The sequence below is a fragment of the Affinibrenneria salicis genome, assembly GCF_008710095.1.
In genome coordinates, this window is the sequence record NZ_VYKJ01000001.1 from 18,105 (window position 1) to 30,511 (window position 12,407).

Below are 12,407 nucleotides of genomic sequence, written 5' to 3' on the forward strand. Positions count from 1 at the left end.
CGATGATAACGGCGGGGCGCCCCGCCGTTGGTATTGGCTTGCCGCCAATGCGCCCCTGCCGTTACGGTTCCCAGTTCAGCAGCAACTGCCGCTCAATTTGCGGATCCTGCAGCGTAACGTGCAGGCCAACCAGCCGCACGCCGCGAGCTTTACGGCGCTGCTCCCACGTCTGGCGCGCCAGTTGCAGCAGGTCTTGTTGATTAAGCTCCGGCCAGACGTGCTCTTGGGTGGTCTGCTGAAAATCGTCGAACTTCAGCTTCACCCCCTGACGGGCAATGTGCAAATCCGGCTTAACCCGCTTTAGCCGCCGTTCAAGCTCCTGATACAGCTGGACAATCAGCGATTCGCATTCGCGCCAGTGATAAATATCCTGCGCCAGCGTCTTTTCCACCCCGACCGATTTACGCAGCCGATCGGGCGAAACCTGCCGCTCATCAACGCCGTGGCACCGCTCCCACAGCACGCGGCCGAATTTGCCGAATGTCTTCAGTAAGGCGGCCAGATCGTAACGCCTTACATCGGCGCAGGTATGTAGCCCTTTTTCCGCCAGCCGCTGTGCCGTCACCTTGCCGACGCCGGGGATCTTCTCCAGCGGCAGCGCCAGCAGGAAAGCCTCCATCCGCTCCGGCGTAATCACAAACTGCCCGTCCGGTTTATTCTGCTCGGAAGCCACCTTCGCCAGAAATTTTATCGGCGCCACGCCCGCCGAGGCGGTAAGATTGAGTTCGGCGCTGATCGTCTGGCGTATCTCCTGCGCCATCAATGTAGCTGAACCATTGCAGTGCGCGCTGTCCGTTACGTCGAGGTAGGCTTCGTCCAGCGAAAGCGGTTCAATCAGCGAGGTATAGCGGGCGAAAATCTGCCGTATTTGCTGCGATGCGGCTTTATAGACCTCCATCCGCCCCGGCAGCAGGATCAGATGAGGGCACAAACGCAGCGCGGTGGCGGTGGCCATTGCGCTATGCACGCCGTAACGGCGGGCCGGGTAGTTGGCCGTGCTGATCACGCCTCGCCTGTCGGCGCTGCCGCCTATCGCCAGCGGAATATCGCGCAAACGCGGATTATCGCGCATCTCAATGGCCGCGTAGAAGCAATCCATATCAACATGAATGATTTTTCGCATTGCCGCCCTTATCAGCTGCCGGTCTGCCTCTTACTGGCCATATGCCGGTCCGCGCCATGTTCTCACGGCGCCCGTCAAGCGCAGGGACGGCGTCTGGCGCGAGCCGGGCCGCGCAGCAATAGAGGATAAAAAATACTGGATAAGTATACAGCCAAAAGAACAAATCTCAAGATCGAACGACGCGCCGCGCCGCGTTCTTTCATCCGGCCCGATGTTCAGGGCGGATAAGGCGAGACGGAATCCGGCCAGACGCGCGCTCTGTTCAGCGGCTTCGCGCCGCGATTAACCCTTATTTTTTTCGGATAATGAGAATAAAATCATCCTGCAGGGATAGCTCGTTAGCCTCCCCTGCGCCCCACCGTTTTTTAAGTTTTGACATAGCGCGCGACTTTCCTTAGATTCGTAGCGCCTGTACGCCTCATTCTGCTCTGTCAGACAGATTGATTCTGACGGATGCCGGGGGACGGATGCCCGCGAATCTGCACGAGAAATGAAATCCGCGCTCCCCGCAGCAAGAATGGATATCAAACTGTTAACGGACTAACCCTGATGAACAATCGTATCACCGCATACCTTCCGATGGAGGGCTTGCTATTCTGGAAGCTATCCGGCCGGGAAGCCCTGTCCGAATCCTTTGAATTGAAAGTCACCCTGCTGAGCCGCGATGCCCGCATCGATCGCCACGCCCTGCTCGGCCAGCCGCTGACGCTGTCCATCCCGCTGCAGACCCTCTCTGGATTCGCCCTGCTGGCGTCGGATCAAAGCCTCAGTTCTCAACGCTACCTCAACGGCAAAATCACCCGCATGGCGGTCAAGAGCCAGGAATTGGGCGGCATGCGCTATGCCGTGTACGAGTTGACCATCGAACCCGACCTGTGGCCGATGAAGCGCGATCGCGACCTGCGCATCTTCCAGAACCAGACGGTGCCGCAGATCGTGCATACCCTGCTGAGCGAATATCAGGTCGAGGTAGAGGATCTGCTGGCCGGCAGCTATCGGGTATGGGAATACTGCGTACAGTATCAGGAGAGCAGCTTCGACTTTATCAGCCGTCTGATGGAACTGGAGGGGATTTACTACTACTTCCGCCACGAACAGGACCGGCACGTAATGGTGCTGATGGACGCGGCTCAGCAGCATCAGCCCTTCGGCGGTTATGAAAGCATTCCCTATCACGTGACGCCCTCCGGCGGCAGCACCAGCGAAGAAGGGATTGGCCAGTGGGCTCTGGAGGATCAGGTCACGCCGGGCATCTACAGTCTGGACGATTACGACTTCCGCAAACCCAACGCCTGGCTGTTTCAGGCGCGGCAGAATCCGGCCTCGCCGGCGCCCGGTCAGATTGACGTCTATGACTGGCCGGGACGTTTTACCGAACACGATCACGGCGAGTTTTACGCACGCATCCGCCAGCAGGTGTGGCAGGTGCAGCACCGCCAGATCAGCGCGACCGGCACCGCGATCGGCATTGCGCCAGGCTATACCTTCACCCTGCGCAACGCGCCGTTCCTCAGCGACAACGGCGAATATCTGACCATCGCGGCGGAATATGATTTTGAGGAAAACCGCTACGCCAGCGGCAGCGACGGCAGCACCAGGCACCGCATCAACTTTCGCGTTCTGCCGTCCGATGTGACGTTCCGCGCGGAACCGCGCACGCCGTGGCCGAAGACCAACGGTCCGCAGACGGCGAAAGTGGTCGGCCCGCATGGGCAATCCATCTGGACCGATAAATACGGCCGCATCAAGCTGAAATTCCACTGGGACCGGATGGCGAAGGGCGACGACACCAGCTCCTGCTGGGTACGCGTCTCCAGCGCCTGGGCCGGTCAGGGCTTCGGCGGCGTGCAGATCCCGCGCGTCGGCGACGAAGTGGTGGTGGACTTTATCAATGGCGATCCGGATCGCCCCATCATCACCGGCCGGGTGTACAACGAGGCCAGCATGCCGCCGTGGCCGCTGCCGGCCGCCGCCACCCAGATGGGCTTCATGAGCCGCTCCAAAGACGGCACGCCGGATAACGCCAACGCCCTGCGCTTCGAGGACAAAGCCGGTCAGGAGCAGGTATGGATCCAGGCCGAACGCGATCTGGACACCATCGTTAAAAACGACGCCACCCATATTGTCGGCGGTTCGCAAACGGTGTGCGTTAATCAGGACTACAGCGGCGCCGTGTTGGGCGCCTACAAAAAACAGATCCAGATGAATCGTAATGATCTGGTCGGCGGCGAATATGAACAGAGAACCCAGGGAAAGATTAAATTATCTTCCGCCAGCGGCATCCAGCTGTTCAGCGGCAAAAGCAGCGTGGATATCGACGCGAACGGCACGATAACCATCCAGTGCGAAAACATCATCATTAACGCTAAATCCACCGGGCAAATCAATACCGGCGGCACGCTTGATTTAAATATCAATAAGGTCTCTCAATCCGCCGCCCCCACCCCAACGCCGGAGCAAATTATCGCTGAGGTCAACGAGGCATTTGGCAAAGACCAGGGAGAGAGTCAGTCATGAATCAGCAAACGGAATATATCCTGTCCGAAGGGCGCCTGACGTTACCGGAAGCGGTGCAGGATCAGAGCGTCACCATCCTCAAACTGCCGCACGCCGGAGCATCGCTGGTCATCACCCGCGCCTGGGACGTGCCGGCCGGCCAGGAGGAGCAGTATCTGCGTCAGCAACTGGTGAAAGTAAAACGCGATATGAGGAAATTCATTGCGCAGGACCCCCTGGACGCCCAACTGGGCGAACTGCCGGCGCGCGAGGTGGACTTTCGCTTTGAAAACCAAAGCGTGCAGATATATCAGAAACTGCTGGTGACGCGTCTCGACGGCCATCTGCTGGCGATGGCGCTAAGCCGCTGCGCGCCATTTGACGAGGCCGCGCTGGCGCTCTGGCAGTCGATTAAAACCGGCTTTGCGGCGCATCCGCCCAAAGACGCGTAACCCGTGGCCGCAGACCTGACCGCCGCGTCGGCGGCCCGCGGGTGCCGGCGCGGCCGGTGAGTCCCGACGGACTGGCTGGTGCAGCAAATACTGACCGACGGCGACGCCGCGCCGGCGGACAAATACGGCGGCGCATGTGGGGCTACAACGCAGCCGGCAGTCTGACGCAGGGTATCTCCGGCCGCCAGGCGGAGCGTTTTTACCACGACGCGGCGGGCAACCGCACGGACTCGCCGGATGCGACGGCGTGGCGCGGCCTGCTGCAGCGTCTGGGGCGAAACAGAATATAAAAGCCGGCCCGGCCGGCTGAACGGCCGGCGAAATCTGCGTTTTCAGGGGCAGTGGCTTGAGCGGGAAACCGTCCTGCATTACAACCTGTACAGGTATTACGACCCGCAGTGCGGGCGGTTTACTCAGGCGAAGCCGATTGGGCTGGCGAGTGAGTTGAATCAGTATGTTTACGTTCCAAACCTGCTTAGCTGGATAGCGCCCTTAGGCCTTGCTGGTTGTAATATCAATCGCGCAGTTAAAGATGCTCAATCCGGGAAGGATGTGACTGTTAGTTCTTTCAAAGAGGCTGATCAGATCATCATATGGTGCACGTTCTGACTTTCAAAAATTTGCTGGCTCGGGAAATAACCCGCCAGTAAAAACATCTCGTCAGAAGAAAAAGTTAAATGACTATCTTCTGAAAAGGGGAATGCTGCGGTTTATCATAAAGGTTATCAGTTTAATAAAGATGGTACTTTTGCGGGTCATGAAGCGTTCCCCGATGGTCTCCCCCATAGAACCATCCCCCATATCAACGTTTCGCCCCCAGGCGGAAGCAAGGTTACTATTTATACAGGCGGCAATTTATGATTGATATTATTGAGTATATTGATAAAAAGAAAAAAGATCTAAGTCGTAATGGAGCATCTTTACAGGAGCTTCAGAAGCTGGATTTTTTAAAAAAGATCACTGTATTTATATCAACTCATCAGTTTGATAACAATATAGACAGCATAATTCAAATTGCGGATGAAAACACCGGATATTCGGAATATAGGATTATGAACGACTATGAATCAGACAATAAAAACCTGTGGGTAGAATATGACAATGGAAATATCACACTGACTCCCGGCGATATATTGATAAAACTGCAGTGATTTCGTTTCAATTATATAACCGATCGGAAAGATAGAAATCCCCCCGTTTTTTTATTATCTATACTCTACATAATTCGAGTGCAGGAAAGCGGCAAGAGAGCGGCTCCCGATGAGCGGACTCAAGTCAGTGATTCGGAGGAGAGAACCTAAATAGCTATATGGACACCGACCCAGTGCAAGCACGGGCAGCTCTTTTTCTGACAAAAGTAGTCACACACATATATCCGGCTTCGTGAGCCCTGATGAACATCCGTACTCTCTGGCCTCATTATCGCAATGGCCTGATATGACCGGGTTATTTGCCAGATTTACAGAGAGCCGGTTCTACCTGTCAGTACATCAATGCTTTAGACTTCTTATAAATCAGACTGTTACCTGAAAATATAATCCGTTCTCTGGTTTACCAGAGCCCAGGCCACCCGGGCATTTTCGTTCGCCAGCGCCACAACGGCCTTATTTTTACCCCACTCCGGGTAATAATACCCTTCAGCCACCTCTGGAAGGCGTTACAACGCTCATCCGGGAGGTTAACCTTACGATAAAACCACGGAGCGGGCACCATGGATAAGCAAGCCGCGCAGATAACCATCGCCACGCTTCGTTATTCCCAGGCGTCTGGTTTTAGCGCCGCTGCTGTGCTCACCGGGCACTCATCCCGGATAACGGGAAAAATGCCGGCCATTATTAAAATCCCTGCAGTCACCCAGCGCTATAGTCAGTGCCAATGCGCCCGGTGGCCCGATACCCGGAATATTTTCCGGCCGGAGTGTATCTTCGTTTTGTGCACTCATCTGCTTCAGGCGTGCATCGAGCGTTTTAATGCGTTGCTGATAGTCCTGAGGTTCCAGCGACATCTCCTGGGCTACGCACGAAAAATAGAGTCAGAAAAACACCTGACAGGTAAGATATTCACGCAGCGACTTGAGCGGCATAATCTTCATTTCCGAATTCATCTTAAACGTCTGGCAGGGAAAATAACCTGCTTTCCCGTTCATTTGAAATACATGGAAAAGTCATCGGCGCTTAAATTGAAAAACATCATGACAACCTGTTTGACGTCATAACCACAAAAAAGCGACGCTACCGATGTCGAACGTATCATTGCGCATATGTTTATCAACAGATAAAGCGGTTCCCCACAATATCAATACACCCTTTCTTCCGGCAGCAACGCCGTCGCCTCAACGACCCGCCCGCTGCCGATCAACGCGTGGATATCGAAAGCACGCTCGCTAATATCGGAAATATTCACGATCCATTTACTGACGTAATCAGCTACGGCTTCATTGCGCAACCCGATTTGAATCGTTCGGTAAGGCAGTTTATTCAGGTGGATATCTCTTTCCGGATCCCACTGGATCACCACGTTAGCCTGCTGTATTTTCTTTTTCCACTCGTCGGCGTCTTCAGCCGCGCCAGGGGCGGCGTGATGGCTGATGACGCCCTGACCGACGATTTGCTTAAATCCTTCATGAGTAAGATCGACAGCCAGAATCCTGTGTTGTCCGGGATCTTTCATTCCCCAGCCGGCACGATACATCATCCATAAAAACGACGGCTTTATCCATGTCATCCTGGTCATACTGAACGGCGGCGAGACGAAGGTTCCATGGGCAAGCGCGCTGTCGGCGATCGCATCGGAATAGGCCTGATAGACCCGGATAAAATCTTTGGTATAAAAGGCCCGAATCTGCCGTTCTGGCGTTAATCTACTACTGACTGGCATTATTTCTTCCTCTGTATTCCTGCTGCGGGTTGCCGATGCTCGGGCTTTATCCCGGTCATACCTCAGGCTGCAGGTGCGTGGGCCGCCGACACTCGCCCGAATCGCTTATTCGCGTAAGCCCATCGGGATTCCTTCACTTGCCGCCCTGCCGCAACCCGAATTATTTAGCCTGTATCGCCCGTTCATCCCTGGATTACCTCCATTCGCAGCCGCTCTGCCGCAGCGAATCATCCCGTGAAATAGAATATATAAATCAATGCGGTCAGGGCTACCGCTAAATCCCGGGTTTACAAAATACGCCGCTGCTGTTCCAGTTTACGCCGGCGGGCCGCGTCTTTCTCCAGCCGTTTCTTGCGTGCGTCGCACGGTTCCGGGCATTCGCACACCTTTTCCACGCCCAGCGCGCCAATACCGCCACAGCTGCCCTGCAGACTTTGACGTTTCACGATGTAGCCAACCGACATACCGGCCACAATCAGCAGGAAAAAAACAAAAGAGGCGATAAAGACCGTGAGCATGGCTCCTCCTCAGGGCGTTCTTTGCAAATAGCGTTTGAAGGCGTCGGAATAACGTTCTGCGAAACCATCGTCGGTTTTAACGATCATGAACAGCGGAATATTCATCTGGTTAGCCAGCGCCAGCGCGCGCTCCGGGCCGAGTACGCCCAGGCTGGTGGAGAGACCATCCGCCGTCATGCAGCTGGGCGCCAGCACCGTAATCGACGCCAGCCGGTGGTTGACCGGCCGGCCGGTTGCCGGGTCGATGGTATGCGAATAACGCACGCCATCCTGTTCAAAATAGTTGCGGTAATCTCCGGAGGTAGCGACCGCCATATCGCCCGGCGCAATGATCTCCTGCGCGCTCTGTTCAATGCCGGTCACCGGCTTTTCGATCGCAATACGCCACGGATGATCCTTGCCGTTATTGCCTTTGGTGCGCACCTCGCCGCCAATATCCACCATATAGCGCTCGATATTCAGCGACTGCAGATAGTCGGCCACCACGTCCACGCCATAGCCTTTGGCGATAGCGGAAAGATCGACATACAGCTCGGGAATATGCTTCACCAGCGCATTTTGTCTGACTTCCAGCTTGTCTATCCCGGTCCAGGCGCGACGCTTGTCCAGTTCGGCCTGATCCGGCACTCGCTCAGGGCGCCCTTCCGGCCCGAAGCCCCACAGGTTAACCAGCGGACCGACCGTAACGTCCAGCCCGCCGCCGGTCAGATGATTAATGCGGATCGCTTCGCGCACCACCAGCGCCGTGGCGGGCGATACGCCGAAAGGTTGATCGACCTCGCGGCTGTGATTAAAACGACTCAATTCCGACATCGGCCGATACGTGGACATCTGATCGTTCACCTGCTCCAGCCGTTTATCTATTTCAGCCTGGATCGCCGCAGAGTCCGGGACGTGACTCTCGCTGACGTATTTCACCGAGTAGTAGGTCCCCATGGTTTTACCATCGAGGTTATTTTGCTGCGGCCCGCATCCGGTCAGCAACCCAACCAGAGTACCGACCAACAGCCCTTTCAATATCATCCTCACGTGTTTTCCACCCTGCTTTTCATTCCGTCGTCGTCAGCCGCCAAAGTCATCCAGCATAATGTTGTCGCTTTCCACCCCGAGATCTTTCAGCATCTTAATCACCGCGGCGTTCATCATCGGCGGGCCGCACATGTAATATTCGCAATCCTCCGGCGCCGGGTGGTTACGCAAGTAGTTCTCCAGCAATACGTTATGGATAAAACCGGTATAGCCGGTCCAGTTATCCTCCGGCTGCGGATCGGACAGCGCGACGTGCCAGCGAAAGTTTTCGTTTTCGGCCTGCAGCTGGTTGAAGTCCTCTTCATAGAACATTTCGCGCAGCGAGCGAGCGCCGTACCAAAAGCTGATTTTACGCTTACTCTTCAGGCGCTTCAGTTGATCGAAAATATGGGAACGCATCGGCGCCATACCGGCCCCGCCGCCGATGAACACCATCTCCGCCTCGGTCTTTTTGGCGAAGAACTCGCCGAACGGCCCGGAAATCGTCACCTTATCGCCCGCTTTCAGCGACCAGATGTACGAAGACATAATGCCCGGCGGCACCTGCGGATTGTTCGGCGGCGGCGTAGCGATGCGCACGTTCAGCATAATGATGCCCTTTTCCTCCGGGTAGTTGGCCATGGAGTAGGCGCGCACCGTTGGTTCGCCGACCACCGATTGATAGCGAAACAGATTGAATTTATCCCAGTCGCCGCGGTATTCCGGCGGAATATCGAAGTCGGCGTAGGCCACCTCGTGCGGCGGCGCTTCGATCTGAATATAACCGCCGGCGCGGAAAGGAACGCTCTCGCCGTCCGGAATCCGCAGCTTCAGCTCTTTAATAAAGGTCGCCTTGTTATCGTTGGAGATAACCTCGCATTCCCACTTTTTAACGCCGAAGATCTCTTCCGGCAGTTCCAGCTTCATATTCTGCTTTACGCTGACCTGGCAGGCCAGACGGCAACCATCTTTCGCTTCGCGTTTGGTCATGTGCGCCATCTCGGTCGGCAGCACTTCGCCGCCGCCCTGCAGCACCCGAACCCGGCACTGACCGCAGGAGCCGCCGCCGCCGCAGGCGGAAGAGACAAAGATGCCCTGACTGGAGAGCAGATTAAGCAGCTTGTCGCCGGCCGGCGCGGAAAAGGTCTTATCCGCCTCGTCGTTAATCTCCACCGTGATTTCGCCGGTATTCACCAGTCTGGAGCGGGCGAACAGAATCGTCAGCGCCAGCGCCAGAATAATGAGGGTAAACATCAGCACGCCTAAAACGATTTCCATTGGCGATTACTCCTTTTCGATCTGCGCGGGCTTCAGGGTACGCAACCCCCAGATCAGCAGGCCGATGATAAAGAATGCGCTCGGCGCCAGCAAAAACAGGCCGTTCGGATTGTACCAGCCGCCGTTTTGCACCGTTTCCATTACCGTCAGGCCCAGCAGCTTGCCGGAGCCAATCAACTCGCGCAGGAAACCGACGATCATCAGAATCACGCCGTAACCCAGCCCGCTGCCGATGCCGTCCATAAAGCTCTCGATCGGCGGCGATTTCATCGCGTAGGCTTCCGCCCGCCCCATGACGATACAGTTGGTGATGATCAGCCCGACAAACACCGACAGCTGTTTGGATACCTCGTAGGCAAAGGCGCGCAGCACCTGATCCACCACAATCACCAGCGATGCGATAATCGCCATTTGCACAATAATGCGGATGCTGTTGGGAATGTGGCGGCGAATAATGGAAATAAACATATTCGAAAACGCCGTCACCAGCGTAACCGCCAGGCTCATCACCAGCGCAGTTTCCAGTTTGGTGGTCACCGCCAGCGCGGAACAGACGCCCAACACCTGCAGAGCGATCGGGTTGCTGTCCAGAATCGGCCCGGTCAGCACGCGTTTGATTTCTTTGACATCAGCCATTATTTAGCGCTCCTTCTCGTACGTTTTTCAGGAACGGGCCGAAGCCAAGATCGCCCAGCCAGAAAGTAAAGGTATGCTGCACGCCGTTCGCCGTCAGCGTAGAGCCGGACAACCCGTCCACCGCATGGACGTCATCCGGACTGGCGCCGCCCTTCACCACGCGCAGCGCCGGCTGGCCCTGTTGATCGAGCAACTGTTTGCCGATCCACTTTGCGCGCCAGTGGGGGTTTTCTATTTCGCCGCCGAGACCCGGCGTTTCACCGTGATCGTAATAGCTCAGCCCGCGCACCGTGCTGCCGTCGGCATCCAGCGCCACAAAAGCGTACATCATCGACCACAGCCCCACGCCGTATACCGGTAAAATTATCTGCTCGACCTTGTCCTGTTCGTTGCGCACCAGATAAATTTCCACCAGATTGCTGCGCCGCTGAATGCCGGCGATATCCTGCGCGGGCGGAAGGGCGATGCTCTGCTGGTTGTCGCGCAGGGCCGCCGCCTGATCGAAGTTATCCGCCGCCGCGCCCTGCTCGAACTCGCCGCTGGCCAGATTCACCAGCCGGGGAGAAATGCGGCTGGCGTAGATTTGCTGAATATCATCCGGACTCATCTTCGGCTGCAGCATGCCCGCCACATCCAGAATATTGCGCTGTTTATCCAGCAGCCGCTGCTCCTGCTGGCGCGACTTGAGGCCCACCGCCGATCCGGCCACTACCACGGAGCACACCAGACAGAGCACCAGCACCACGGTCAACGTTTTAGCAATGCTGTCGTTATTTCTTTTAGCCACGCGCTTTCCTCCGTTTGATATTGGCCTGCACCACCAGGTAGTCGAACAGGGGAGCAAACAGGTTAGCGAACAGAATGGCCAGCATCATGCCTTCGGGATAGGCCGGATTGACGACGCGAATCAGTACGCACATGGCGCCAATCAGAATGCCGTACCACCACTTGCCGGTTTCGGTAAAGGAGGCGGAGACCGGATCGGTGGCCATAAAGATCATGCCGAAGGCGAAGCCGCCGGTAACCAGATGCCAGTGCCACGGCATGGCGAACATCGGGTTGCTATCGGATCCGACCGCGTTGAACAGCAGCGCCGTCGCCACCATACCGATCATGACCCCCGTCACGATGCGCCACGAGGCGACGCGGCCAAAGATAATGATGGCGCCGCCCAGCAGGATCATCAGGGTAGAGACTTCGCCGATCGAGCCGGGAATATTGCCGAGAAATGCGTCCATCCAGCTAATCGGCTGGCCGGTGGCGGCGTTGATCAGGCGATCGCCGCCGGTGGCGCTCCACTGGGAAAGCGGCGTCGCGCCGGAAAAACCGTCGGCGGCCGTCCAGACCAAATCGCCGGAGATCTGCGCGGGATAAGCGAAGAACAGAAAGGCGCGACCGGCCAACGCCGGGTTAAGGAAGTTGCGGCCGGTGCCGCCAAACAGCTCTTTGGCCATCACCACGCCGAACGAGATGCCCAGGGCCGCCTGCCACAGCGGCAGCGTCGGCGGCACGATCAGGGCGAACAGGATCGAGGTGACAAAAAAACCTTCATTAATTTCGTGCCGGCGGACGATAGCAAACAGCACCTCCCAGAAACCGCCGACCGCAAACGCCACCGCGTAAATGGGCACGAAATACACCGCGCCCAGCAGCATCATGCTGCCCCAGCCGGCGTCGGCGGCAAAGGAGGCCCCCAGCCAGTGCGCCAGCTGATAGTGCCAGTCGGCGGCGATCAATTGCTGTATCTGTTCCGGCGAATACAGGTGATGCAGCGCGCTGAGCGTCTGCAGCCCGACATTATACATCCCCCAGAACAGCGCGGGAAACACCGCCAGCCAGACCAGAATCATCATACGCTTCAGATCGATCGCATCGCGCACGTGCGCCTTGCCGCGCGTCACCAGACCCGGCGTGTAAAAAATGGTCGCCGCCGCCTCATACAGCGGATAAAGTTTTTCCAGCCGCCCGCCCGCCTCGAAATGAGGTTCAATTTTTTCCAGAAAATGCTTTAGCCCCATC

At 56.7% G+C, this 12,407-nt stretch carries 13 protein-coding genes and 2 pseudogenes; 6 read left to right on the forward strand and 9 right to left on the reverse strand.

Annotated elements, in window-relative coordinates:
• Positions 1-61: 61 nt before the first annotated feature.
• Positions 62-1,123: a DNA polymerase IV gene (dinB, locus tag FJU30_RS00095; RefSeq protein WP_150433423.1), complete on the reverse strand. Its 1,062-nt coding sequence runs from the start codon at positions 1,121-1,123 to the stop codon at positions 62-64.
• A gap of 549 nt (positions 1,124-1,672) precedes the next feature.
• Here dinB and FJU30_RS00100 point away from each other — a divergent pair.
• From FJU30_RS00100 to FJU30_RS00115, 5 genes are all read left to right on the forward strand, one after another.
• Entirely contained in the window at positions 1,673-3,640 is a 1,968-nt protein-coding gene (locus FJU30_RS00100; protein ID WP_150433424.1) for a type VI secretion system Vgr family protein, read from the forward strand.
• The gene (locus FJU30_RS00105; protein ID WP_150433425.1) at positions 3,637-4,071 is read left to right on the forward strand and encodes a DcrB-related protein; all 435 of its coding nucleotides are present in this window, start codon (positions 3,637-3,639) and stop codon (positions 4,069-4,071) included. Before FJU30_RS00100 ends, FJU30_RS00105 begins: the two co-directional genes overlap by 4 nt.
• A gap of 134 nt (positions 4,072-4,205) precedes the next feature.
• Entirely contained in the window at positions 4,206-4,361 is a 156-nt protein-coding gene (locus FJU30_RS27535) for a hypothetical protein (RefSeq protein ID WP_395858497.1), read from the forward strand.
• Positions 4,309-4,680 (forward strand): RHS repeat-associated core domain-containing protein, encoded by a 372-nt coding sequence (locus FJU30_RS26965; protein WP_395858498.1) that lies wholly within the window; start codon positions 4,309-4,311, stop codon positions 4,678-4,680. Before FJU30_RS27535 ends, FJU30_RS26965 begins: the two co-directional genes overlap by 53 nt.
• A gap of 248 nt (positions 4,681-4,928) precedes the next feature.
• Positions 4,929-5,222, forward strand: a complete 294-nt coding sequence (locus FJU30_RS00115) for a hypothetical protein (protein ID WP_150433426.1) — start codon at positions 4,929-4,931, stop codon at positions 5,220-5,222.
• Positions 5,223-5,593: 371 nt separating this feature from the next.
• Here the strand turns inward: FJU30_RS00115 and FJU30_RS27705 are convergent.
• A pseudogene (locus FJU30_RS27705) lies at positions 5,594-5,878 on the reverse strand (transposase); the annotation flags it as partial.
• A 228-nt stretch (positions 5,879-6,106) separates the two neighbouring features.
• Between FJU30_RS27705 and FJU30_RS26975 the strand changes: the two are divergent.
• A pseudogene (locus tag FJU30_RS26975) lies at positions 6,107-6,249 on the forward strand (IS1 family transposase); the annotation flags it as partial.
• A 117-nt stretch (positions 6,250-6,366) separates the two neighbouring features.
• Here the strand turns inward: FJU30_RS26975 and FJU30_RS00130 are convergent.
• The 7 genes from FJU30_RS00130 to FJU30_RS00160 all read right to left on the reverse strand — a co-directional run bounded on the left by FJU30_RS00130 (position 6,367) and on the right by FJU30_RS00160 (position 12,406).
• Positions 6,367-6,948, reverse strand: a complete 582-nt coding sequence (locus FJU30_RS00130) for a DUF4291 domain-containing protein (protein WP_150433427.1) — start codon at positions 6,946-6,948, stop codon at positions 6,367-6,369.
• Positions 6,949-7,235: 287 nt separating this feature from the next.
• Complete coding sequence (gene nqrM, locus FJU30_RS00135) at positions 7,236-7,466, reverse strand: (Na+)-NQR maturation NqrM (protein ID WP_150433428.1); 231 nt, start codon at positions 7,464-7,466, stop codon at positions 7,236-7,238.
• A gap of 9 nt (positions 7,467-7,475) precedes the next feature.
• On the reverse strand, positions 7,476-8,489 hold the full coding sequence (locus FJU30_RS00140; RefSeq protein ID WP_150433825.1) for an FAD:protein FMN transferase: 1,014 nt from the start codon (positions 8,487-8,489) through the stop codon (positions 7,476-7,478).
• Between the two features lie 39 nt (positions 8,490-8,528).
• Positions 8,529-9,752 carry an NADH:ubiquinone reductase (Na(+)-transporting) subunit F gene (gene nqrF / locus FJU30_RS00145; RefSeq protein WP_150433429.1) on the reverse strand — a complete coding sequence of 408 codons (1,224 nt, stop codon included), beginning with the start codon at positions 9,750-9,752 and terminating at the stop codon, positions 8,529-8,531.
• A 6-nt stretch (positions 9,753-9,758) separates the two neighbouring features.
• The gene (locus FJU30_RS00150) at positions 9,759-10,388 is read right to left on the reverse strand and encodes an NADH:ubiquinone reductase (Na(+)-transporting) subunit D (RefSeq protein ID WP_150433430.1); all 630 of its coding nucleotides are present in this window, start codon (positions 10,386-10,388) and stop codon (positions 9,759-9,761) included.
• Entirely contained in the window at positions 10,381-11,175 is a 795-nt protein-coding gene (locus FJU30_RS00155) for a Na(+)-translocating NADH-quinone reductase subunit C (protein ID WP_223881480.1), read from the reverse strand. Before FJU30_RS00155 ends, FJU30_RS00150 begins: the two co-directional genes overlap by 8 nt.
• A complete protein-coding gene (locus tag FJU30_RS00160; protein ID WP_150433826.1) occupies positions 11,168-12,406 on the reverse strand; it encodes an NADH:ubiquinone reductase (Na(+)-transporting) subunit B in 1,239 nt (412 codons plus the stop codon). The genes FJU30_RS00155 and FJU30_RS00160 overlap by 8 nt, the downstream gene beginning before the upstream one ends.
• Between the last annotated feature and the right edge of the window lies 1 nt (position 12,407).